This is a genomic window from Halorubrum sp. CGM4_25_10-8A (assembly GCF_005435025.1).
Classification (GTDB): Archaea; Halobacteriota; Halobacteria; order Halobacteriales; family Haloferacaceae; genus Halorubrum; species Halorubrum ezzemoulense.
Genome location: NZ_SGTX01000004.1, coordinates 172,411 through 195,213, shown reverse-complemented (window position 1 = coordinate 195,213; position 22,803 = coordinate 172,411). Strand labels below are relative to the sequence as shown.

The 22,803-nt window shown below is 67.0% G+C and carries 17 protein-coding genes, 1 tRNA gene and 2 pseudogenes; 5 read left to right on the top strand and 15 right to left on the bottom strand.

The genetic code is table 11. From position 1 onward, the window contains the following. Positions 1-20: 20 nt before the first annotated feature. The gene (locus tag EXE52_RS18470) at positions 21-722 is read right to left on the bottom strand and encodes a TrmB family transcriptional regulator (RefSeq protein WP_167373084.1); all 702 of its coding nucleotides are present in this window, start codon (positions 720-722) and stop codon (positions 21-23) included. On the opposite strand from EXE52_RS18470, the gene EXE52_RS06865 reads away from it, so the two are divergent. Then, positions 696-768: transfer RNA gene (locus EXE52_RS06865), tRNA-Arg, on the top strand. The two genes, EXE52_RS18470 and EXE52_RS06865, sit on opposite strands and share 27 nt — an antisense overlap. Positions 769-1,144: 376 nt before the next feature. Here EXE52_RS06865 and EXE52_RS06855 read toward each other — a convergent pair. Then, positions 1,145-2,290, bottom strand: coding sequence for an ISH3 family transposase (locus EXE52_RS06855; RefSeq protein ID WP_137703579.1), 1,146 nt, complete (start codon positions 2,288-2,290; stop codon positions 1,145-1,147). 110 nt (positions 2,291-2,400) lie between these two features. Further along, positions 2,401-3,669 (bottom strand): Cdc6/Cdc18 family protein, encoded by a 1,269-nt coding sequence (locus EXE52_RS06850; protein ID WP_094519892.1) that lies wholly within the window; start codon positions 3,667-3,669, stop codon positions 2,401-2,403. A 366-nt stretch (positions 3,670-4,035) separates the two neighbouring features. On the opposite strand from EXE52_RS06850, the gene EXE52_RS06845 reads away from it, so the two are divergent. Both EXE52_RS06845 and EXE52_RS06840 read left to right on the top strand, forming a co-directional pair. After that, positions 4,036-4,851 carry a DUF4268 domain-containing protein gene (locus EXE52_RS06845; RefSeq protein WP_241988212.1) on the top strand — a complete coding sequence of 272 codons (816 nt, stop codon included), beginning with the start codon at positions 4,036-4,038 and terminating at the stop codon, positions 4,849-4,851. A 323-nt stretch (positions 4,852-5,174) separates the two neighbouring features. Continuing rightward, positions 5,175-5,900: pseudogene (locus tag EXE52_RS06840) on the top strand (transposase); the annotation flags it as partial. Positions 5,901-6,044: 144 nt separating this feature from the next. Here EXE52_RS06840 and EXE52_RS06835 read toward each other — a convergent pair. The 4 genes and pseudogenes from EXE52_RS06835 to EXE52_RS06825 all read right to left on the bottom strand — a co-directional run bounded on the left by EXE52_RS06835 (position 6,045) and on the right by EXE52_RS06825 (position 10,897). Next, positions 6,045-7,013: pseudogene (locus EXE52_RS06835) on the bottom strand (IS1595 family transposase). A 314-nt stretch (positions 7,014-7,327) separates the two neighbouring features. Further along, the gene (locus EXE52_RS18265; protein WP_155120046.1) at positions 7,328-7,483 is read right to left on the bottom strand and encodes a hypothetical protein; all 156 of its coding nucleotides are present in this window, start codon (positions 7,481-7,483) and stop codon (positions 7,328-7,330) included. Positions 7,484-7,601: 118 nt separating this feature from the next. Next, on the bottom strand, positions 7,602-9,365 hold the full coding sequence (gene pheT / locus EXE52_RS06830; protein ID WP_137703578.1) for a phenylalanine--tRNA ligase subunit beta: 1,764 nt from the start codon (positions 9,363-9,365) through the stop codon (positions 7,602-7,604). After that, entirely contained in the window at positions 9,365-10,897 is a 1,533-nt protein-coding gene (locus tag EXE52_RS06825; protein WP_089308463.1) for a phenylalanine--tRNA ligase subunit alpha, read from the bottom strand. The genes pheT and EXE52_RS06825 overlap by 1 nt, the downstream gene beginning before the upstream one ends. A 151-nt stretch (positions 10,898-11,048) precedes the next feature. Between EXE52_RS06825 and EXE52_RS06820 the strand changes: the two genes are divergently transcribed. Beyond that, on the top strand, positions 11,049-11,348 hold the full coding sequence (locus tag EXE52_RS06820; protein WP_049932767.1) for a HalOD1 output domain-containing protein: 300 nt from the start codon (positions 11,049-11,051) through the stop codon (positions 11,346-11,348). A gap of 27 nt (positions 11,349-11,375) precedes the next feature. On the opposite strand, the gene EXE52_RS06815 is transcribed toward EXE52_RS06820, so the two are convergent. From EXE52_RS06815 to EXE52_RS06780, 8 genes are all read right to left on the bottom strand, one after another. After that, positions 11,376-12,059: a peptidase gene (locus EXE52_RS06815; protein WP_137703577.1), complete on the bottom strand. Its 684-nt coding sequence runs from the start codon at positions 12,057-12,059 to the stop codon at positions 11,376-11,378. Positions 12,060-12,141: 82 nt separating this feature from the next. Next, entirely contained in the window at positions 12,142-12,792 is a 651-nt protein-coding gene (locus tag EXE52_RS06810) for a P-loop NTPase (RefSeq protein ID WP_137703576.1), read from the bottom strand. After that, the gene (locus EXE52_RS06805) at positions 12,789-13,607 is read right to left on the bottom strand and encodes a hypothetical protein (RefSeq protein WP_094495178.1); all 819 of its coding nucleotides are present in this window, start codon (positions 13,605-13,607) and stop codon (positions 12,789-12,791) included. Before EXE52_RS06805 ends, EXE52_RS06810 begins: the two co-directional genes overlap by 4 nt. A gap of 56 nt (positions 13,608-13,663) precedes the next feature. Beyond that, positions 13,664-14,467 carry a hypothetical protein gene (locus EXE52_RS06800; protein WP_137703575.1) on the bottom strand — a complete coding sequence of 268 codons (804 nt, stop codon included), beginning with the start codon at positions 14,465-14,467 and terminating at the stop codon, positions 13,664-13,666. After that, positions 14,464-14,802: a hypothetical protein gene (locus tag EXE52_RS06795; RefSeq protein ID WP_094552277.1), complete on the bottom strand. Its 339-nt coding sequence runs from the start codon at positions 14,800-14,802 to the stop codon at positions 14,464-14,466. The genes EXE52_RS06800 and EXE52_RS06795 overlap by 4 nt, the downstream gene beginning before the upstream one ends. A 106-nt stretch (positions 14,803-14,908) precedes the next feature. After that, a complete protein-coding gene (locus EXE52_RS06790) occupies positions 14,909-15,202 on the bottom strand; it encodes a hypothetical protein (RefSeq protein ID WP_086215228.1) in 294 nt (97 codons plus the stop codon). After that, a complete protein-coding gene (locus EXE52_RS06785) occupies positions 15,203-19,768 on the bottom strand; it encodes an LAGLIDADG family homing endonuclease (RefSeq protein WP_137703574.1) in 4,566 nt (1,521 codons plus the stop codon). A 126-nt stretch (positions 19,769-19,894) separates the two neighbouring features. Beyond that, positions 19,895-20,257: a TRAM domain-containing protein gene (locus tag EXE52_RS06780; protein WP_137703573.1), complete on the bottom strand. Its 363-nt coding sequence runs from the start codon at positions 20,255-20,257 to the stop codon at positions 19,895-19,897. Positions 20,258-20,460: 203 nt separating this feature from the next. Between EXE52_RS06780 and EXE52_RS06775 the strand changes: the two genes are divergently transcribed. Continuing rightward, the gene (locus EXE52_RS06775; protein ID WP_094495182.1) at positions 20,461-22,803 is read left to right on the top strand and encodes a DEAD/DEAH box helicase; all 2,343 of its coding nucleotides are present in this window, start codon (positions 20,461-20,463) and stop codon (positions 22,801-22,803) included.

Here is a 22,803-nt window from a genome sequence, read left to right as displayed (position 1 = left end):
AGCGGCCGGATCCGCGGGCGTCACACCTCGTCGACGACGGCCCCGTCCGCCCACGCGGCCTCGAAGCCCTCGTTCACGCGCGCCGCGAATCCCCGGTCGCGGAGGTCGAGCATGCCGAACAGCCGGTCGGGCGAAAGCGGGTCGGCGACCTCTAGGCACACTTCCTCGCCGTCGATGAGATAGAAGTTCCCGTACGCGTCTTCGGTGACGCGTAGCTCGAAGGGCCCCTGCGCGATCGTCAGCGTCGCCCGGTCCTCGTCGACGGCGGCGCGCGCGTCGTCGAACACGCTCGGCGAGATGAGTACGGAGACGTCGACGCCGCCCCGGATCGCCGCGAGGAGCCGGTCGAGGAGCGCCGGTCCGTCGCGGTCGACGTCGAACTGCGCGGAGACCTCGGTGGCGAAGACCACGATCGACTCCTCGGCGGCGTCGATCCGCTCGAAGAGGAGGTCGAGGGAGTCGTCGTCGAGCGCCGCCCCGGACTGCTGTTCGTCGGCCGCCTGTTCGACGCCGCGGGCGCGATCGACGGCGAGAGCGACACGACCGACCGAGCCCGAACCGACGGCGGCGCGTCCGCCGGTGGCGCCGCCGCCGACTCTACGGGCGAAGCGTTCGAGTGGCAGACTGACCCGCGGGCCTCGGACGACGATCCGAGTCAGAAGCGTTAAACGCTCGCCGCGGATACCGGCTCGTGAGGGCGCGTAGCTCAGCGGACAGAGCACTTGGTTCCGGACCAAGATGCCGCGGGTTCAAATCCCGTCGCGCCCGTCACGTTTTCTGACGGAGTAAATTGACAGGACGGCGGCCGGGTGTATATAAGCCGAACCCCCAGTGACGGGTTTGAGTTCGTCACGCAGCGTGACGGGGGCCGTCGCCTTCGTGTGGTTCGTGAGATACACGTGACGGAGTCGGAGTAAAGTCCTTTGGGTGGTTGGTGGTTTCGTCGTGCTAGGCTAGTCTCAGTCGATCACATCGACAGCCGCGTAGTCTCGTCTGATGGCGATGAATCAGATGGAACTAGCTGTGGAGGATCTTCGAACCGCTGGTGAGCATAATTTTCGGGATGGACCGTCGCTGTCGGCGGCGGACTGCCGCCGACGCGACAGTGTCGCCACTGACGACCGCTGTCCGACCCGACGGACAGCTACCGGAAGAACCGGTCGTCAAGCGGTTGATTCGCTGGAACGGACCTGCGGACACCAAGCGCTGTCCAAGCTGCGCGAAGCGTCATTTCGCAAAACTCCGTGAACGACCACTGCCAGAGGCGGCGCCCCCCGCGGCGGGGCGCCGCCACGTACCGCCAGTGTAGATACCGCCAGCTATTCTGGAGCAGTAGGCTCACCACAAACATCACCAGCCGTAGCCCAGCGTCCTGAGAACTGGTGAATGCGAGGCTCTGCTTGGCTAATCGGTAGCTCGACTCGATGCCGAAGCGCTTGCTGTAGTGTTCTCGGGCATCTCGTGGCGTGTCGATAAACGGCGCGTCAGCGGCGTAGCCGTGACGCGCCACCCCGTGTTCGTCGTATCGTCCCTGTTGGTAGACGCAGTCGATGAACACAGGGAACGTTACCTTGCCGGCGAGTTCGTGTTCGATCTCGCGGCTCCAGCCTCTACTGAGTTCGTCTTGGATCGTTTCACCCCACTTGACGATCGGCATCACGTAGGCGTAGTTGTGCGTGGACAACAGCCCAAGACAGGTGCTGTTGTAGAACCCGCGATCGAGATAGACGGCCTTGACGCTGAGGTCAAGGCCGTCGAGGAGCTCGAGAAACTCACCAAGGACGTCGCTGGTGGTGTCGCCAGCGACAAGCTGGCGCACCGCCAGCGTGTACCGTTTGTTGCGTACCCGCGCGTACAGCGTCGCGTACGCGTGAAACGTCGTCGTTCCCCGTTTCGCTTGTGAGGAGTACAGCGCTTCTGTTTCGTCTTCATCGCCGTAGTAGGGGTCGAGGTGGAGGTCTGCACAGGCCTCCACCGGTCGATCTGGAAGCGTCTCAAGCGCATCTCGTTGAAGTAGCGTGTCGCCAACCGCCTCAACGGAGTCAAGTTCAAACTGCTCGGTGAGATGTCCTCGGACGGTGTTGGCGTGTGGCGAGCCTTCGGTCGTTTCGCAGACGTGATTGATCGAGGCCCCGCCGGCGCTGGCGCCGGCGAGGACCTCGTACAACGTCTCTGTCGTGACCTTGACGTTCTCGTCGATGTCTATCTCAAGCTCTTCATCGAGGCTGTTGACGACAAAATTAAGAAGATGCTCTTCCTCTATCTCGTTGTCTGCTTCGGTAGGTTCCACACTCTTCCCAAGCAGACACTTTCACTCAAACCCGATGTGATCGACTGATATTGGTTCTCCGTTCTCTCTAAGTGGGCTATCGGTTACCCTAGCTGGATAATATTCGGGAATTAATCGGCTGTAACACCATCCTGTTCTCGGAGAACAGTTGCGACATCTCCGAGGCGCTCCGATTCCTTCGGGAGATTCTCGAGTGCCGTATCAAGATCGACTGCCAGCGAATACTGATTTTCGTCGCCACGACCTCGTCCCTGTCGCTTGTTGAGCACGTTCGTATCGGCGAGATCATTGAGCCGGTCACGGAACCGGCGGTTTGAGAGCGCGTTCACGTCCGCGTACTCACAGAAGGTCTTGTACTGAGTGTAGATCGGTGTCGTCGTCACGGGTGTGTCGCCTTGGATTCCGTGATACGTGACTGCCATGAGCGCGAGCATTCGCTGGTTCGGGAGTGTCTGAATCCCCGACTCAATGGCTTTCGTCTCCAGGAAGTCCCGTGCCTCGCGCACGTGCTCTTCTGTGACGGTCGTCTCGCCCCTATCGTCGGCAAACCGAGTCGCACGGAACAGTAGGCGGATCGCCTCGCGAGCGTCTCCCGTGTCCTGTGCGCCTAACGCCGCGGCAAGCGGGATCGTGTCGTCGCTCAGAATCTCGCTTCGGAGATGCTGGTAGTCCTCGATACTGTTCTCGAAATACGTGTCACGGAGGGCACCGGCGGCACGTCGTGCGAGGATATTGCGGAGCTGATCAGCGTCGTAGGGCTCGAAGCGGACCTCGTCTTCACCGAGGCTCGACCGGACGTCAGCGTCGAGGTTCTCGCGGAACTGGAGGTCGTTCGTAATTCCAATGAGGGAGAGACGGACGCCATCCGGATTCGACCGCGGGAGTTCGTAGAGGATGTAGTCGTCGTCACCGATGGCATCGATCTCGTCGAGGACAACGATGACCGTCCCGCCGACCTTCTCCAGATTCTCGATCACCATATTGAGGAGAGTCTTCCGCTGGTGACCGCTCGGGAGCTCCTCACCGGGCCCAAATCGCTTCTCACGGAGTCGCTTGACGAGATGTGTCAGGACGTGGTAGGAGCCGTCCATGCCCTTACAACGAATGTGGACCACAGTGAGGCCCATCTCAGAATCATCGGCGTACTCCTGAAGTTGGTCGGTCTTGAGGCGGATTCCGACGGTCTTCCCCTGCCCGGACTGCCCGTACACGATCAGGTTGAGCGGCGTCGAGCCCATCGTCGCCGGACGGAGGGCGGAGTGGATCTGGTCGAGTTCCACCTCGCGCTCCGGCAGCGACTCGGGCTGATACGTCTGCTCGTTGGGGTTGAGGACGTCCATGTCCTCGAAGATCGTGTCCTCGTCGCCGAACGCCTTCATACGCTCCCGTTTTCAGGTGTCATACATAAAACCCCCGTGTCCTACATGTCTTTCTGTCTAAGATACGGGTGTACGTCCTGAAAGCTGTGGTCGGTTCTCTCTCGGCTCTACTGTGCTTTGGGTGGCAAAGGGGGACAGAGGGGGGTGCGTCCAGCAAACTACTGAGATACTCGACTGTAGTTCTAGTGTCCTCATAACGAGCCACGATCCTAGAACCGCTCTGTACCCGATACGACACTCGTATTCATCGTCTCAGGACCGCGCAACCCTGGGAGGGGGGTGCGTCCGGCAACGGACCGCAGCGAATGTCGCTTCGAGAATAGTCGGCCCACAACGTTTTATCAAAACTCCCGAAGACGCATGTCCATGGGCCAAAATGTCTCGCGAATCCACGGGCACGACCTCCGCTCGGTGTGGGAGGACGAAGAGCGGGACTTCACGCAATGGTTGACAGAGAACATCGACCTGCTCGCGTCCGAGTTGGGGATAGAGATCGAGGACGCACGAGCTGAGGAAGCCGTCGGCGACTTTTCGGCCGACATCGTCGCACGAGAGATGAACACGGGCGAGACCGTCGTCATCGAGAATCAATACAACCGGACGGACCACGACCACTTGGGGAAACTTCTGACGTACTCGTCGGGAAAGAACGCCGGGTTCACGATGTGGCTCGCCGAGGAGTTCCGGCCGGAACACCGAAGCGTCCTCGAATGGTTGAACGAAACCGGGCCGAAAGGCGCGAAGTTCTTCGCGATCAAACCCCGCGTCGTGAGTATCGAGGGATCCGAGGAGCGTGGGTTCGAGTTCGAAGTCGTTGTCGAGCCCAACGAATGGGAACGCGAGGTGAGCACCGAGTCGCTGTCCGACCTCGGGCGTAGCTACCGGCAGTTCTTCGCCGAGATGGTCGAGGCGTACTCGCAGCGACGGCCGACTTGGTACAAACTCAAGCCCGGACCTCGGAACTGTCTAACGTTCGGTGCCGGTATCGGGGGCGTCCGATTCGGCTGGGTGTTCCACCAGGGGCCCGAGTTCTCTGTTGAGCTCTACATCTCCACGTCGGATAAGGAACGCAACGAGGAGATATTCGAGGCGCTGAAACGCGACCGAACGGAGATTGAGAGCAATTTAGGCGTCGAGTTAGAGTGGGAACGGTTGCCTGAGAAACAAGCATCCCGGATCTAACAGCCTGAAGATATTGATCGGACCATCACCGATCTCACCGCAGACCAGCGAAATCACTTGGTCGAATGGGGGGTGGATGCGATGGACGAATTTCAGGAGGAGTTCGAACCACGTCTTTCCGCTCTCGGCTCCAACTGATCGCTGCTTCTACCGGTGTAACGAACTCGCTGCGTAGGTGCCTCCCATCCTCCCCGTCTTGTCGGACGCACCCCCCTCCGCCACTATCTAGTTCGAACTACAGCTCCGATGAGATTCCCTACTGATACTGTCACTCAGCTTTGAACGTTGAAGTAGGAGCATGACGTAGGCGGTAGTGAAGACGGATGATGCCGATTACGGACTTCTTGTCGTGTACGCGTGTGTTTGACGAGTTCGAATCGCTGTCATCAGCTCAACGTCATCACGCGAAAACCTACGCCACCGGTCTTGTTGCGGCCAGCAACAAGACCGTGGCAGGCATCTCACGCGAAGTCCTTCCAGCTGGAGACAAACGCGCTCTCAACAAATTCCTCACCGAGTACGACTGGGACGAACAACAATTCAACCATGAGCGCCTCGAAGAACTCCAAAAACACGGTGAAACACGCTGGTCGAAGGATGGCTACATCATCCTCGACGACACGATCACCCACAAAGCCGGGGACGAAGTCCCCGGCGTCGGCCACTTCTACGATCACGCTGAAGGTGACACTGTCTGGGGCCAAGACCTCATCTACGCCTTCTACGCTGACAACAAAACCGCCTACCCACTCACCTTCCGACTCTACGAAAAACAGGACGACAATGACCAAGACCACGACACCAAGTACGATCTCGCCCGCGAGATCGTCACCGAACTCGAAGACGAGGTAGGTGTCCCGGCGGACACCTACCTCTTCGACTCGTGGTTCGCCCACGATTCTGGCCTTCCTGAACTCATCGAATCCTCCGACAAAGACTGGATCGGCCCGCTCCGGAGCAACCGACAGGTGACCTACGGCGGCGAAGAGATCCGCGTCGATGCGCTTGCAGAGCGCATCGACACAGTTGAACGCGACGTTGAAGACGAGATGCCTTGTTTTGCCGCCGAGTGACGGCTATCTCAGACGCTCTCACGGAAGGATTCCGTCAAGCTAACCGGGAATTGGACGCCGTCTGGCGATATGGCATCGCTCAGACGGCTTGCCTGGACGCTCTTCGGTAGACTGGCGGAACTAGCGGAATACATTGACAGCGATACAGTCCACGAGACTGTGGATCGGTGCCCCAGTAAGGTTCAGTGACCGGAGGAAGCCGTAGGTCCGAGCGGCCTGTTCCAAGCCCTGCTTGGACAGGCCGCGGAACTTCGCCAACCACGGTTGGAGCAGTGACCAGAGACACTCTACCTGGTTCGTGTGGACGCCTTTGTCGGAGACGTACCTCTCGTCGTGGACAACGTATTGGTGATCGTGCTCCATGCCTCGGTAAGCTGGCAGTCCATCGGTCCAGACCTCTCCCAGCGGCTGGGAGAGGTCGTCTGCTTCCTCGATAACTGGCCCAAGGTCATCTTCATAGTCGCTTCCTTCCTGAGCTGAGACCACGCGAAGCACGTCGCGGCACGCCGCGACGAGCGTCAGTTCGTCACCCTGATTCCCTGTCCAGCGGGTACGTCCACCCTCGGGCGACCCGCCGCGGTTGAGTCCCTTCCGCGGCGGATCTTGGCCTTTGAAGCCCGAACACACCTGCTGTGTTTCATCGACCTGTGTTGGCCCATCGACTGTCTGGGAGATGCGCTCCCAGACAGTCGGAAATCCCCGACAGAACGCGGTTTCAAACTCTCTGAGCTGGTCGTGAAGCGTCGTGTAACACGGTGAGAGGAGTTCAGCGATTTGGGTAATGCTGAGGAGTGTATCAGCGTAGAGGATGAAGGCGATGAGGAACTCACCTGGGGTGAGTTCCGAATCGTAGAAGGGTGTCCCTCGCGTGTACGTGGTTTTCTAGTCACAGCGGCCACACCAGATGCGGTCAGAGCCGTTGAGAGCGTGGAGGTTGTCTGCGCCGCAGTGTGGACAGGAGCGTTCTTCCCAGATCGTCTTGAGACGCCGCTCGACGATGGCGTCGAGCGGCTCGGCCCAAAATTCTATTACCCCAAGTTCCGCAAGTTCTGATAGCCTCTGGCCGAAGGCAGGACGGTCTTCATACATACCCGTTTTTGCCGGGCCAGAGGCACTAATGCTCCTGGTTCCGCCAGTCTACTGAAGAGCGTCAGAGCTAGATTTCGCAACACACAACTGATCCCGTCATCGACCACGTCGAGGGATCATTCCCCCGCGTCGGCGTGCTCCCTGCCGAGAAGCGGTGGGGGGACGGCCCGATCACCGCCTTCCGTTTCGATCCTACTGATCACTCTGCGCGCGTCGCTCTCGCGGGCACGCATCTCGTCGGGGTTACTGCGCGTCGCTCTCGCTGGCGAGCGTCCCCCCGGCGTCACCGCGCGCCGCCGACCCGGTGCTCGGGCCTACTGCGCGGCCGAGCGACTCTCGTCCGAAGCCTCGGGCGATCGCGTCCGAACCGCGTCCCACCCGCCGATACAGGCCTCACACAGGTAGTACGCGAACCCGTCGACGTCCCGGTGCGTGAGTGTGGCGTCGACGCCGCATCTCTCGCAGTCCATGCTCGGGAACTGCGCTAAGGGGAATATATGTCTTCTGCTCCAGCCACTCTCCGTGATAATCCGTGATAGAACCGACCGAACGGAAAGTCCGGCGTCGGTACGTGATCCGGTCGAGAGTCTACCGCAGCGCGTCGAGGTCGAACTCGAAGGCGGCGACCGGCACCTCCAAATCGTGCTCGACGAGTACCGCGGGATGGATCTCACCGATCACGCCGACGCGTTCACCGTCGATCACGACCGCGGCGGCGCGGCCATCGATGAACGTCGGATGCTCGACTCGGGGTGTCGCTAGGTCGGCGTCGAAGTCGTCGCACAGCGCCTGAAGCTGGCCTTTCGCGGCCTCATAGGAGGCGTCGCGCCGGGCGACCGCGCCGGCGACGTGCCGCGACTCGGCGACATTCGTGTCCGCGTCGTCGTCGCGCTCGGCGACGAAGCCGACCTCGGCGACGTCCTGCGGGTAGGCGTTGTGGGTGTTCCGCTCCAACAGCATGACGAGCGACGGGAGGGCCCACGTTCGGAGCTGGGTGTACTCCTCGCTGTACGGCTCGGTGATCTCGACGGGGGAGCCGCCGCCGAATACCCCGTCGCCGTCTCCGACCGCGGCGCCGCCCGTGCCCGGTTCGATCCGCATCCGGTCGTAGTTCTCGGTCCCGCTCGTCATGTGGAAGTTCAGCAGATCCTCGAAGCCCAGCCCGACGAGACTCGTACGGACCGCGTCCTCCAGCCGGGAGCGCTCGTGGCGCCCGCCGACGGTACCCACGTCGGGGTAGCGCGGCGTCAGGTTGTCGAAGCCGTACGCGCGCCCCACGTCGTCGACGAGGTCGAGGGGGTGGAGCACGTCGACGCGGTACGGCGGGATCTCCACCTCGTAGCGGACGTCCTCGCCGAGCGTGTACGAGGCGTCCAGTCCGGCGCGCTCGAAGCAGTCGACGACCTCCTCGGGCTCGAAGTCGACGCCGAGCAGCGTCTCGATCCGCTCGTGCGACACCGTCTTCTCATCGATGTCGAGGTTCGGCCGGACGAGCTCCGCGCCGTACTCGCTCGGGTGCGTCGCGCCGTCGGCGTAGTTCACTTCGACCTCCTCGATCGTCGCGCCGCGGGCCGACAGGGCGTAACAGATGATGTTACACATCCGGTCGATAGTCCACTGGTCGGTGCCCGTGAGCTCGACGAGCAGCTCGCGGGACCCCGTCGTCACCTCGGTGCGCTTCCCGTTGATCACCGGCGGGAACGAGAACAGGCCGAGCTCGTCGTAGATCGCCGGGTAGCGATCGAGGTCCGTGACGAGGTCGGCGTACGTCTCGCCCGTGGCGTGCTCCTCCAGCACCGCGGCCGGGCTCAGCTCGTCGTTCGCGTCGAGGGGGACGAACGTGTCGCCCTCGGGGTCGACGCCGCGGTAGGTGATCGACGGTTCTGCGCCCTCCTGGAGCGGCGCGCCCTTCACCATCGCGAGGTCGTGGATGCCGATGGCGCCCTTCGCGCGCCCCCGTCCCATCGTCGCGTGGAGCTTCTCTTGGAGCTGGATCAGCGACTCCAGCGCCGCCTCGTCGAGGTCGAGGCCGCGGACCACCGCGCCGGTGACGTACGGGCGCTCGTCGGGCACCGACTCGTCGACCTCGATCCTCCACTCGGGGTCGTTCGTGTTCGGCACGTAGACGCCTCGCGCGTCGCCGTAGTGGTAGCGCAGCGAGCGGGCGACCCCCTCGACGGAGAGACGGTCGAGCCGGTCGGGCGCGAACTCGAACTGGTACATGCCGTCGTCGGTCTCGCCTTCGAACTCCAGGCCGAGCCCGAACAGGTCCGCCTTCAGCTCCTCATCGTCCTTCTCCTCGTGACCGGTGAGCTCGCGGAGCTCGTCCGGGTCGACGTCGACGACGGGCATCAGTAGCTCACCTCCGCGTCCCGCAGGAACTCGATGTCCGCGAGCGTCCCGTGGAGGTCGCGGATGTCCTCCGCGCCGGTGGTGAGCATCGCGAGCCGCTCTAAGGCGAGCCCCCACGCCATCACGTCGCAGTCGACGCCGAGGGGGCCGGTGACTTCTTCCCGGAACACGCCGGAGTTGCCGATCTCGATCTCCTCGCCCGTCTCCGGGTGTTCCCCGAACAGCTCGAAGGAGGGTTCGGTGTACGGGTTGTAGTGCGGCTTGAACCGGATGTCCGTGATCCCGAACTGCCGGTAGAACTCCTCGAAGGTGCCCATCAGGTCGCGCACCGAGAGGTCCTCGGCCATCACCCACCCCTCGATCTGGAAGAACTCCAGGAGGTGCGTCGGGTCGAGGGTGTCGTTGCGGTACACCTTCTCGACCGAGAAGTAGCGCTGCGGCGGCTCCAGCTCCGCGCCGGCAACCCCGGAGAGGTATCGCATCGACAGCGACGTGGTGTGTCCGCGGAGGGCGACCTCGCGGGCGAACTCCTCCGACCACGGCGAGTGGTAGCCGTCGCCGTCGTCGCCCCACCCGTCGCGGTGGGCCGACTCGACGCGGGCCATCAGTTCGTCCGAAATCGACTCCATGCGGTCCACGTCGAGCGCGAACCGGTCCCAGTGGGTCCGGGCAGGGTGGTCCTGCGGCATGAACAGGCAGTCGTTGATCCAGAAGTCGGCGTCGGCGTGCGGGCCCTCCATCTCTTGGAACCCCATGCCGACGAGGACGTCCTTCACGCGGTCGGCGGTCCGACGGAGGACGTGCTTGCGACCGCCGCGGGCCGTCTCCGCCTCTGCCTCGACGTTGTACGCGGCGAACTCGGCGTCCCGCCACTCGCCGCTGGCGAGGAGCTCAGGCGTGAGCGCCCCGACCGTCTCGGTCGCCTCCACGCCGGTCATCAGCGCGTCGACGCCCTCGTCTGTGAGCCGGACCGTCCGCGTGACGGACTCGCCGACCGCGATCAGCCCGCGCGAGTCGAGCCGATCGATCACGGCCTCGTCAACGTCGAGGGCGTCCCCGTCGAGACTCTCCCCGCCGGCGTCGGCCTCCGCGAGCGCCGCGAGCGCCGTCGCCTCGGCGTCGTCGGGATCGGCGTCGGGGTCGACCGAGAGCTCGCCGCCGTCGACGGTCCCGTACCCCTTCCGCGCGAAGTTCGCGAGCGCGATGTCGACCTCCGGACCGTCCAACGCCGCCTCACCGATGACTGCGCCCATCGAGACCGAGTCGGCGTCGGCCCCCGCGTCGCGGCCGGCGCGGTAGAGCCGCGTCTCGGGTAGCCCCTCGTCGACGTAGCGCCGCCCCTCGTCGGTGAGCGCGAGCGTCCGGTCGGTCACCGAGCCGACCTCGACGAGCCCCTCGTCGGCGAGGTCGAAGGCCGCGCCGGCCACCGTCTCCGGCTTCAGGTCGGTCTCCGCGGCTATCTCTGCCACCGTTCGTTCGTCCGTCGCGCTCGCGGCCTCGAGGACCGCGAGCTGTCGTTCCGGGAGTCGCATTCGAGTTGTCTCTACACGCGTGCGGCTGGTTGGTAACGGTTCCGGGACCGAGACGCGCCCGGCTCCCGGTTCAGAGACTCTGTCGCGGGCAAGGCATCATATATGATAAATTGAACGACTGATTTATGTGTGATATCCGCCTCTGGGGGGTATGAGCAGCGTAACGGCCGAATCGAGCGGCTCCGGTTCGGTTCCGGAGCGGGCCCGCGTCCGTCACGGGGGCAGCGGTCCCAGTCCCAGTCTCGCCGTCGTCGAAGCGATAGCTGATCTCGCCGGCGTCGATCCGGCGGACCTCCCCGAGGAGGGCGTGGTACTGTACGAACACGTCGACCCCGACGCGCTGAACTCGCTCGTCGCCGGGCGGTCCGACGCCGACGTCTCCCTCACCGTCGCGGGTTACGACGTCCGCGTCGGCCCCGACTCCGCCGTCGCTCAGCGCTCGGGGAACTGACCCCGGCCGCCTCGGTCCCTTCACTCGTTACTCCGCGTCGGCAGCCCGCTCGCGGAGCCGCGCGACCCGATCCCCGAGCGGGGGCTGTACCTCGAACCACGTCGACCAGTCGCCGGTCTCCGGCTCGACGCCGCGGCGCTCCGCGACGCGCTCGAACGCGTCGGCGACGCGGTCGGCGCCGACCGCGTCCGCGGCGCGGGCGTCCGCCGCGTACTGGACCCGCCGACCGGCCCAGAAAGAAACGAGCCCCACGGCGACGAGCGCGGCGAACCCGGACTCGAAGGGGACGAGGGTCGTGACGACCGCGGCCAGCGCCCCGAGCACGGCGCCGACGGCGACGGCGCGGAACTCGGCGTAGTACGTCGTCACGCGGCCGGCCTCCGCCGCGAACAGCCCGACCGCGGCGTCCTCGTCGAGGTCGGTCAACACGTCTTCGGTGAGGAACAGCACCCGTCTACGGGGCGGTCCCCGGACCGACACCTCGGCGGGACCGTCGGCTGCGGCGCCGTCCCCGCCCGCGCCGTCGACGGCTTCGATCGCGACGCGCTCGACGGCGAGTCCGCCCGGTTCCGCCAGCGCCACGATCTGCGCTCGCTCCGCGTCCGTCGGTTCCCGCAGGTCGCGGAACCGGTCGGTCGCGTACAGCGGCCCCACGGCGACCGCGAGCGCGGCGACGACCGCGACGCCGACGACGAACGCGACTCCGAGCATCGTCCTCGCTGAGGGCACGCCCGAGGTAAAAAGGCCCGATGTCGCGCCGCGCCCGTCGCGACGGCGGCGCCCCCTCCGGCGTTCACTCCGGAACGCGTCGCGCGAGCGCCCGGACCGCCGCGGCGGCCTCGCTCTCGGGCGCGGCGGTCGTGACCGGCCGCTCCGTCGCCACCGAGCGGCCGACGCGGGGGTCGGCCGGGACGACCTCCGCGGGCGCCCCGAGCGCGTCGCCGATCGGGTCGACCGGCGGCGGCTCGGTCACGCGGTTGACCGCGCAGCCGACCAACCCGGCGTCGAGTTCTCGGGCCAGCTCTCGCGTCCGGATCGCGTCGGCGAGCGCGAACGCGCGCGGCGAGACGACGAGGAGGCAGGCGTCCGCGACCGCGAGCGGCACGCCGGCGTCGGCGCGGCGTCCGGCGGGACAGTCGACGACGACCGTCCCGAACTCGCGCTCGACCGCGGCGACCGCCTCCGCCAACCGCGTCAGGTCGGCCGCCCGAGCGCCCGCCAGCGTCCGCCCGCACGAGACGATGTCGACCGGGCCGGGACGGAGCGCCTCCGTCGGGGCCGCCGCGCCGGCGAGCACGTCGTGGAGGTCGGGGCCGCGGCCGTCGGGCAGGTCCGCCATCCCGAGGTCCGCGTCGACGACGACGGCGTCGAGCGCGGCGGCGACGTTGTACGCGAGCGTCGTCTTCCCCACGCCGCCTTTCCCGCCCGCAACCGCGAGGATCACGCCAGCGCCTCCAGCGCCTCGACCGGGATCTCGCTCTCCTCGGCGCGGTCCGCCAGCGCCGCGGCGCGGTCGCGGACCGCCCGCAGCCGCTCGGCGTCGGCCGCGACGCGCTCGTCGAGCGCTCCGGCCCCGTCGAGGCCGTCGACCTCCTCGACGACCGTCGTCGCCGCCGCGAGGTCGGCGTCGGTCAGGCGCTCCGCCCGCTCGATCCGCGCCTCGACGGCCGCGAACCACGCGTCGACGCCGCCACCGGCCGCACTTCCCCGCGGTGACTCGGGCGTAGCCGACTGGTCCGGGTCGCGCTCGACTCGCGCCGCGACTCTCTCCGCGTCGCCGTCGCCCTCGGCATCCTCCCGGCCCGGCAAGTGCCCGTCCGAACCGGAGGCCCCCGCGTCGCCGCCCGCGTCCGGGGTCCCGTGGCGCCCTTCCGCTCCGTCCACGGCGGCGCGCGGCGGCCGATACGATTCGAGGTCCCGGACCGCCGCCCGTGCGAGGTCGGTCCCGCCTGCGGCCGTCTCGTGCGCCTCGTCGGCGTCCGACGACACGGGCTCGACGTTCGCGATCTCGACCGGCGGGTCGACGGGGTCGGCGAGCGCGGCGAACCCGAACGCCGCGCGCTCGCCCGGGTCGAGTACCGCGGTCACACCCGCTGCGTCCCACCCGGCTTCGGGGACGCCGCCGCGCCGCGGCGGGAGCAGCGGACCGTTCAGCCGGCTCTCCATCCGAACACGCCGCGGGACCGCCCCGTCGTTGCGCACCCGAAAACCGACGAGCGACGCGTCCCCCTCGCGGTCGGCGGACCAGTCGAGTTCCATGCGCCGGGTCCCGCGGAATCGTATTTAACGCTCAGGTGAACCCGCCCCCGTCGGGTTCAGCGCTCGTCGCGCGCGCCTCGAAAGCGAACATCGGCCGTCCGAAGGAGCGACCGCGGGCTCCGCCCCGACTCCTCGATCCGCCGCGCCGCGCTGCCGCGCAGCTCGACCGGTCCGTCGAGCGCCGCGGTCCTGACGGCCGCGAGCGACGTCGCGACCGGGTCTCCGTCGTACGCGCCCGGTCCCGTCCCGGCCGCGCTCGGATCGCCGCTCGGAACGACCGCGAGCGCGCGTCGGAACTCGGGATACATCGCCTCGGCGAGTTCGCGGCGCGCGACGCCGCGCCGGTTTCGGAGCCGGTCGCGGAGCCGCAGTCGACGCCGACGCTCGTCCCGGGCGCGGGCGGCTTCGGCTCTCGCGCGTTCGAGCGCCTGCTCGGCGGCGATCGCCTCCGTCTGCGCGGCCGACAGCTCCGCGGCCGCCGCCTCCAAGTCGTCGAGCGTCTCGTCCGTCTCGGCGTCGACCGCGCGGCGCGCTCGCGCATCGCCCCGCAGCGCCGCGACCCGCTCTTTCAGCCGCTCGATCTCTCCGGTCGCCTCGGCGACCCGCCGCCGCGCCGCCGTCAGGTCGACTGGTTCGACCTCGATCCCCGCGAGCTCCGCCTCGATGTCCGCGATCTCTCCCGCGACGGACGCGGTCCGCCCCCGCGAGCGCGCGGCCGCCGCGAGCTGTCGCCGGAGCCCGGCGTCGGCGGGGAGTCGTCCGAGTACCTCGCCCGGAGCGGGACTCCTCCTGACGGCGTCCGACCCGTCCTCGCTGTCCTCTCGGTTCGACCCCGACTGCGTCGACCTCGCCCCGGTCACAGCTCTCTGCCGCGCATCGTGTCCGGGTCCGGGTGGTCCGTCCCCGCCGCGAAGGCGGCGTACGGCGTCGACTTCGCGGACCGGTCGGCGTAGGCCGCGGCCGCCTCTCGGACCGCGTCGTCGACGGCGACGAACTCGTTGAACGGCTCGGTGCGCTCTATCTGTACGTCCCCGCCGTGTGACTCCCGCAGCCGCAGCGCGAGGAACGCCGCGTACTCCGTCTCGTCGAGCAGCGCGGCGCGACCGAACCGCCGCGTGACGACCGACTCGTGGCGACGACAGAGGTTTCGGAGGCCGGTCCTGGCGGCCGCCGAGTACGTCACGACCAGCAGCACGCCCGCCGGTGGTCGATTTTGAAATATATCCGTTCCGGACCGGAACGTTTCAGTCGGCGTCAGTGACGCCGGATCGATTCAGCGTCCGCGGGGCCGGGGTCAGTAACTAGAACCGCTCGACGTCGAACGCGGGCTCCTCCCCGCCGTCCGGTGCGTCGTCGACCCCGCTGGCCGCGAGGACGCGCTCGCGCGCGGCCGGTTCAGAGGGCGCGACGACCACGGTGCCGTCGACCGGGTCGTCCCCCACCGCGCGGAACACGTCGCCCTCGCCGTCGAACTCGGTCGCGTACGTCCGGAGCACGGCGGCGACGCGACGCTCGGTGGCCGCGAGGTCGGCGTCGCCGTCCTCGAACTCGCGGAGCGCGTCCTCGACGTTCCGTATCGCGGAGATCCGGTCCATCTACGTCGTCCGGAGGTGGCCCTGCTTGGGCTCGTACACTTCGCCCTTCGTGCGGAGCTTCTCGATCTCTCCCTCCGCCTTTCCTTGGTCCATCCCGATCTCGCCCGCGCGGTCGAGCACCTCCTCGACGGGCGCGCCCTCCTGATACTCCTCTTCGATGTCGGCGATGAGCCCCTTGATGTTCTTGATGCGGTCGCGCTGGCTCTTCGACGTGCCCGTCTCGACCACGTCGGCGTCGAACTGGCCCGTCTCCGGGTCGACGCCGATGTCCTTGAGACAGGACTCGACGATGTCCGTCGCGCGGTCCGCGTCCTCGCGCTCGACGGTGTCTGAGAGCCGTACCCGCGCGCTCGCCTCGGAGAGCCGCACCATCGCCTCCAGCTTCCGGGCGGTGACCGGCACGGGCGCGTCCTCGTCGGCGCCCTTCGAGCGCAGGTCGACGTAGAACTCCTCTATCACCTCCTTCGCCTCCTCCGTCATCGTCGGGAAGCAGGACCGCTTCGCGTGGGCGATGTACTTACGGAGGAGTTCGGAGTCGATCTCCGGCGCGACCTCCTCGGTCACCTCCGCCACCTGTTCGGAGGTGAACTCCGAGCTCGCCAGCTCCTCGCGCTGGGTGTTGAGCTCGCCGGCGTAGTTCGTCTTGATAATGTGTTTCGCCAGCCGGGAGTCGTGCTCCGGGTCCGGGCTGTCCGTCACGGTGAAAATGAGGTCGAACCGCGAGATCAGCGCCGGCTCCAAGTCGATCTGCTCGCCGATCGGCTCGTACTGGTCGAACCGGCCGTACTTGGGGTTCGCGGCGCCGAGCAGCGAACACCGCGCCTTCAGCGTCGCGTTGATCCCCGCCTTCGAGACGGAGATCTTCTGCTGTTCGAGCCCCTCGTGCATCGCGGAGCGGTCCGAGGAGTTGTGGACGACGAGCCCGTTCGCGACGAAGTTGTGCGTCTCCTCGACGGTCAGGTCGTACACCCGGGGTCGCTCGCCGTCCTCGATCCGCGCCAGTATCGACCGCAGTTCCGCCTTCACGGCGTTTACCTCCTCCACGACCGCCTCACGCACGTCGTCGAGCCGGTCGGTCTCGACGGCGCCGGACAGCCAGCGGGAGACGGTCGCCTGCGTCACGTCGAGCCTCGACGCCACGTCCGACTGACCGACGCCGTACGCGTCCAGCGCCGCCGACAGCTCCGATCGCGTCTCGCCGACCGGACCGCGGTCGAGCAGGTCGCGAGCGCGCTCTTCGGCCGTCTCGACCGGTCCCTCGATGACGTCTGCGAGCCGCTGTCGGAGCACCTCGCCGCGGTGTTCGGTCGACTCCGGCGGAACGGTTTCGACCGACTCGACCCGACGCCACTTCACGTCGCCGCGGACGAACTCGCGGAGGTCGTCGAGGTCGGTCTCCCCGACTCCGGTGAGAATCTCTCGGAGCCGCTCGGTCACCGTCCGGCGGACCTCGTCGCGTTCGCCCCATTCGCGGGAAATCTGCTGTTGGGACAGCGCCGTCCCTTCGGCAAGCTCGGACTGCGAGACGTGGTATCGGTGCCGAAGCTCCGAGAGCGTCTCCCACGCCGCCGTCGCGTCGAGCGCGTCCACGTCTTCGGTCGCGCGTTCACGCCGATCCTCGAACGCCGAGAGTATCCGGTCGGCGCGGTGGAGCGAGACGTTCGCAGTCCCGCTCTCGAAGTCGTGGTACGTGACCGCGTCGAGCCCGCACTCGCGCTGGTGAAGCCGGAGCGACTCGCGAGACCGCGCGAGCGCGTCGCCGACCTCCGGGACCACGTCGAGGATCGTTCGGCCGCCGTCGGCCGAATCGACGACGCGGTCGAGGGCTTCGGCCTTCCGGGTGGCCGTGAATCCGACGAAGCGCCGGAACGCCGCGAGCGAATCCGCGTCGGTCACCGTGAGGTAGTACACGTCGCGACCGCCGTCTCGCTCGCGGTACTGGAGCTGGCTCGACACGCCGAACCCTAAGAGGAGGTTCCGCGTGCCGCGGAGCAGGTCCCGACTCGCCGACGCTATCCGAACGTTTCCGGCCGACTCGTCGACGTGGCCTTCGCTGTCGGCGAGCGCCCGGACGAACGCGGCCTTCGCCGCGCGGCTTCCGGTCGAAACGGGAGTCGGGAAGCACTTCTCGTCGTACCGGCCGAGGTTCATCCCCGCGTTGAGGACGGCGTCGGCGTGTTCCTTCCCGGTGACGCGGACCGTCTCGACGCCGCCGTCGCGCCGTTCGCTCGGCGGGCGGACCGGCTCCGCGTCGAACGCCTCGCGCGCCGCGCGTTCAAAGTCGTCTAAGAGGTCGTCGTCCGTGTTGGTGAACCGAACGCCGTAGACGCCCTCGTCGCGGTCGTAGTAGACGTTCCCGTCGCCGGAGAGGTATCCGAGGACGCTCGCCATCGCGGCGTCGACGCTCTCCCCGTCGCCGGGCTCGGCCGCTGGCCCATTTCCACCGCTCGCAGCCACCGCTCCGCCGTCCGCCGCCTTCGTCGGAATCTCGCGAGGGACGTACACCCAGTCGCCCCCGTCGAGGGCGGCCGCCTCGCGCTCGACACGCTCCCCGTCGTCGAGGACGAAGAACGGGTGGTCGGCGGTCGCAGTCAGCGACTCGCCGGTCTCCGTCGTCACTCGGGTCAGCTCCGACGGCGCGTCGTACTCGTGGACCGCGGAGACGGACCGTTCGACGAGGTTCCCGTCCTCGTCCATCGACCAGACGTCGAGGTCGACGTCGCGGATATGGCGTCCGTTCGAGAGTTCCTCGACATCTCCGTCTTCGGCGGCCTCCCGCGCCAGTTCGTCGATGCGCTCGACGCGGCCGTCCGCGAGCGAGACCAGCGCGTCGCCCGTGACGCAGTCCATTTTGTCGAGCTCGTCAACTGCCGCAATTCCCTTGTCCGCGAGGACGAGAGCGCCGGCTTCGAGCGACCACTGCTGGCCGTCGCCGAAGTCGTCTCTCACGGCTGCAGCTGTAAGGCCGGCCGCCGACGATCCCTTCCCAGAGGTGTAGACGGACCGCGGTGCGATGTTCTCGACGTACGAAATCATCTGGGAGTTGTGAGAGACGACCCCGTTCGAGACGTAGTTGTGCGTTCTCTCCACTTCGAGATCGTAGACCCAGTCTTCATCGGATTCGACCCGTTCGATGGACTCGATCGAGTCCCATCGGACTTCCTCTACGACCGAGGTGTTCTGACTACCAGACACGGCGATACCGCCATCTGTGGCAGCGCGCGATGCGACGGCCACACGGTCACCGACGTCGAGTTCATCCGCACGCCGCGGAACGTGTCCGGCACCAGTCTGAACGAACAGCGGATGCGACGGCGTCACCTCCAGTTCCATGCCGGAGGCAGTCTCGACACGATACATCGTCTCGGGAGCCTCCCGCTTCCAGACTTTCGTCGCTCGCGCGGATCCGATCGTTCCGTCCGACTGTAGCGAGGGTACTTCGAAATCGACCTCGTCGAAGACGCCGTCGTCGATCGGTTTCGGATCATCGAGATTGTCCTCGACGAGATCGCCTATCGGAACTTCTCGTCCATCAGCAAGTGTCACATTGGTATCAAATTTAAGACACTTACCCGTGCCGGGGTCACCGATCAGGAGCATGTGCAGGTCGCCCCGAATCCGCGACCCGTCGGGGAGATGCTTCGTCACGCCGGAGAACAGCTGGAGGATCATCGCGAGCTTCTCCTCCTCGTAGCCGTAGATGGCCGGGGCGATGGAGCCCACCATCGCCTCGTAGATGTCGTCGCGCTCGGAGAGCTCGATGATGTCGCGTTTGTCCGCCTCGGTGATGTCCATGTCCTCGAACTCCTCGTCCTCGATGGCGATAGAGACGCCGTCCATGTACAGGTCGAAGATGGCGGACTTCTCGTTGCCCTGTTCGACCTGCTCGATGTGGAGGATACCGACGCAGGTAACGTGGTCGCCGGGGCTCACTTTCCCGGTGATGTCGTCGACGATGTCGACGTCCAGCGACTGGGGCGTCTCGCCGCCGCGGAGCCCCTCGGGCGACTCTTGGATACGGAGCTTCTGTGAGTCGACGAACTCGGACTGATCGAAGTTGACGCGGAACGGGCCCTGTCGCTCGCAGCCCTGGCACTCGTGGGGCTCTTGGAAGCCACCGTCGGACTGCGGGATGTACGTCATGGTGCCGCAGCGCTGGCACTCGAAGGCGGCCTCCGTCACCTTCGGGCGTACGTCGGTGGCCTTACGAACGATCCCTTGAATCGAGACGAGCTTCCCGATATGGTCGTCGTGGACGCGGATACCGCGGATGTCGACGCTATCGGGGAGGTCCTCGATGCGGACATGCGCGCGGCCGAGGCTGACGTCGGCGGGGAGGTCATAGAGCCGTAGCGCCTCCTCGGCGTACTCGCGCATCTGTTCCGGCTTGTTCAGGAAGTCCTCGGCGAGGTCGCGGTCGAACTGAAAGAGGTCGTCGTAGGAGACGTACAGCGAGCGCTGCTCGTTGGGGTACCGTTGGGCGAGCTGTCCGATCTCCTCCCGGTAGTAGTTGCGATAGAACTGAATGAACCGCTCCGTGAGGTCCTGGGTGCCGGCCTGAGCCATTGCGACACCTCTTCGTCACCATCACGTATCAACCTCCGGTTCGGGGCGGACGTGGTCGCCTCGGGTGCGGCGTCCGGCGTCGTCGCGCCGGCCGACTCGGCGGCGACCGCGCCCCAACCGACCGAACTACGCCCGCCCGACGAAGGTCGCGTCGGCGGAGGTGCGCCCCTCGTTGAACGAGAGGACCTTCGCGCGGATCACGTCGCCGGGTTCGAGCCCGCTCGGGATGTCCTCGGTGAAGAGGACGAATCCCTCCACCTTGCCGACGGCGACCTCGTTCCCCGAGTGGTGGTCGGTGAGTTCGGTGACGCCGAACTCGTACGTCTCGCCGATCCCGACCGGCGGTTCGCGTTCCTGGGCCGCCTCGTGAGCGCGTTTCGACTCGCGCGCCTCCGTCGACGGGCCGCGGAGCCGACGGGCGACCGCGAACAGCGCGAACAGCGCGACCGCGACGCCCGCACCGACGACGAGCGGCGACGAGGGGATCATACCCGTGCGGTCGACCGCGGTCGCCTAAACGGTGTGGGTCCGCGGCGACGCTTCGGCGCTCGGCGACCTCGACATCTCGCCGCTCGCGCGGCCCGAGTCCCGCCGCGCCCGCATGAGAAACGCCTTTGCCCTCGAAGCCCCCCTCTCGATCCGATGCGACACAGCCGCGGTTCCCGACGACTCGCGCACGGGTGTGGTGTGCCGTGAAGGTCGCGGACGCGGTGCCGGAGTTCGCGGAGGCCTTCGGGTTCGACGAGTTCAACCGGATGCAGCGGGAGGCGCTGCCGGGGATCTTGGAGACCGACCACAACGTGGTCGCGTCGGCGCCGACCGCCTCCGGGAAGACGGCGCTCGCGGAGCTCGCCATCTGTAAGACGCTCGCCGCGGGCGGGACCGCGCTCTTCGTCGCGCCGCTGCGGGCGCTCACGAACGAGAAGGAGAGCGAGTGGGAGCGCTTCGAGGATCTCGGCTACTCCGTGTACGTCGTCTCCGGCGAGCGCGACTTGAACCCCCGCCGCGCCGAGCGCGCGGACGTGCTGGTGACGACGCCGGAGAAGGCCGACAGCGCGACGCGGAAACACGACTCGGCGCGGTACTCCTTTATCACCGACGTGGACTGCGTCGTCATCGACGAGGTCCACCTGCTCGACTCCGAGAAGCGCGGCGCGGTGCTCGAAGTCACCGTCTCGCGGCTCCGCCGGCTCCAAGACCCCCGCGTGGTCGCGCTCTCGGCGACGATGCCGAACATCGGCGACGTGGCGGAGTGGCTCGACGCGCCCGCGGAGACGACGTACGCTTTCGGCGACGAGTACCGTCCCGTCGACCTCGAGACAGGCGTGAAGACGTACTCGCACGGCTCGAACGCGTTCGCGGACAAGTACCGCCGGCTCTACCGCGCGCTCGACCTCGCCGAGCCGCACGTCCGCGAGGACGGGCAGACGCTCGTGTTCGTCTCCTCGCGGCAGGACACCGTCCAAGCCGCGAAGAAGGCGCGCGACGAGATCACCGAACGCGACATCCCGATCGACTCGCGCGACGACTACGACTTCCACAACGAGGCGAAAGAGCTCACCAACGACACGCTCCGCCAGTCGGTCACCGACGGCGTCGGGTTCCACCACGCCGGCCTCGGGAAGGACGACCGCGACCGCGTCGAGGAGTGGTTCAAACAGGGGAAAATCAAGTTCCTCTTCTCGACGTCGACGCTCGCGTGGGGCGTGAACCTCCCCGCGCGCTGCGTCGTCATCCGTGACACGAAGTACCACGACCCGCTGGAGGGGGAGACGGACATCTCGCCGCTGGACGTGCTCCAGATGCTCGGGCGCGCCGGTCGGCCGGAGTACGACGACGTCGGGTACGGCTGGGTGGTCTGCGACCGCGCCGACGCGGACAAGTACCGGAAACTGCTGCGCGAGGGGAAGGCGATCGAGTCGCGGCTCGCCGCCGACCTCGAGTCGCACCTCAACGCCGAGATCGCGATGGGGACGATCCGGGGGCTCGAAGACGTGATGGCGTGGTTGGAGACGACGTTCTACTACGTCCGCGCGCAGTCGAAGCCCGACCAGTACGACTTCTCGACGCTCCGCGACCGGGTGCGGGACACCCTCGAATCGCTCGTCGACGACGGCTTCGTCGCGGCCGACGACGACCTCGCGATCGAGCCGACCGCCCTCGGTCGGCTGGCCTCGAAGTACTACCTCCGGCTCGACACCGCCCGCCGGTTCCGGCGCCTCGCCGACCGCGAGACGCTGACTGCCGACGCCGTGTTAGAGACCGTCGCGTCGGCGGGCGAGTTCGACTCCGTCTCCGCGCGCTCGGCCGAGGCCGACGCGGTCGACCGCATCCTCGACGGCCGCGACACCGACCTGGAGGACGGTCACCGCAAGGTGTTCGCCATCCTGCTGGCGGGGATGGCCGACTCGATCCCCTCCGACCTCCGCTCCGACGCGTGGGTGATCCGGCAGAACGCGCTCCGCCTGCTCGCCGCGCTCGCGGAGTTCCTCGACCGGTTCGCGGGCCCGCGCGCCGCCAACCTCGCCCGTCGCGTGGAGGCGCGCGTCGAACACGGCGTCTCCCGCGAGGCGGTCGCGCTCACGGCGATCGAGGGGGTCGGCTCCGGCCGCGCGGAGCGCCTCGCGGACGCCGGGCTCACCTCGCCGGCCGACGTCGTCGACGCCGGTCCGGCGGAACTGGCGAACGCCGGGATGAGCGACTCCGTGGCGGAGCGGATCGTCGACGCCGCCCGCGACTGCCCCCGGATCGACGTCGACTGGGGTGAGTTCCCCGACGGCATCGCGGTCGGCGAGAACGAGATGTGCGAGGTCGCCGTCGCGGCCGTCTCGGGGAGCGCCCGCGCGGGGATCCGCGTCACCGTCAACGACGTGGAGATGACCGCGACGACGACGTACCTCGACGGGGAGACGACGGTCCCGGTCGGCGTGTTCGGCCCGCCGGACGCCGACGAACTGGAGTTCGTCGTCGAGGTCGTCTTCCCGGACCTCCCGCTGTTGCCCGTCACGGCGACGCGGACGGTTCGGGTGGCGTAG

Excerpts from the sequence above, each read along its gene's own strand:
- EXE52_RS06850 (WP_094519892.1), bottom strand. The coding sequence starts at position 3,669 with ATGAAGGCGTTCGGCGACGAGGACACGATCTTCGAGGACATGGACGTC.
- EXE52_RS06845 (WP_241988212.1), top strand. The coding sequence starts at position 4,036 with ATGGGCCAAAATGTCTCGCGAATCCACGGGCACGACCTCCGCTCGGTG.
- EXE52_RS18265 (WP_155120046.1), bottom strand. The coding sequence starts at position 7,483 with ATGGACTGCGAGAGATGCGGCGTCGACGCCACACTCACGCACCGGGAC.
- pheT (WP_137703578.1), bottom strand. The coding sequence starts at position 9,365 with ATGCCCGTCGTCGACGTCGACCCGGACGAGCTCCGCGAGCTCACCGGT.
- EXE52_RS06825 (WP_089308463.1), bottom strand. The coding sequence starts at position 10,897 with ATGCGACTCCCGGAACGACAGCTCGCGGTCCTCGAGGCCGCGAGCGCG.
- EXE52_RS06820 (WP_049932767.1), top strand. The coding sequence starts at position 11,049 with ATGAGCAGCGTAACGGCCGAATCGAGCGGCTCCGGTTCGGTTCCGGAG.
- EXE52_RS06815 (WP_137703577.1), bottom strand. The coding sequence starts at position 12,059 with ATGCTCGGAGTCGCGTTCGTCGTCGGCGTCGCGGTCGTCGCCGCGCTC.
- EXE52_RS06805 (WP_094495178.1), bottom strand. The coding sequence starts at position 13,607 with ATGGAACTCGACTGGTCCGCCGACCGCGAGGGGGACGCGTCGCTCGTC.
- EXE52_RS06790 (WP_086215228.1), bottom strand. The coding sequence starts at position 15,202 with ATGGACCGGATCTCCGCGATACGGAACGTCGAGGACGCGCTCCGCGAG.
- EXE52_RS06785 (WP_137703574.1), bottom strand. The coding sequence starts at position 19,768 with ATGGCTCAGGCCGGCACCCAGGACCTCACGGAGCGGTTCATTCAGTTC.
- EXE52_RS06780 (WP_137703573.1), bottom strand. The coding sequence starts at position 20,257 with ATGATCCCCTCGTCGCCGCTCGTCGTCGGTGCGGGCGTCGCGGTCGCG.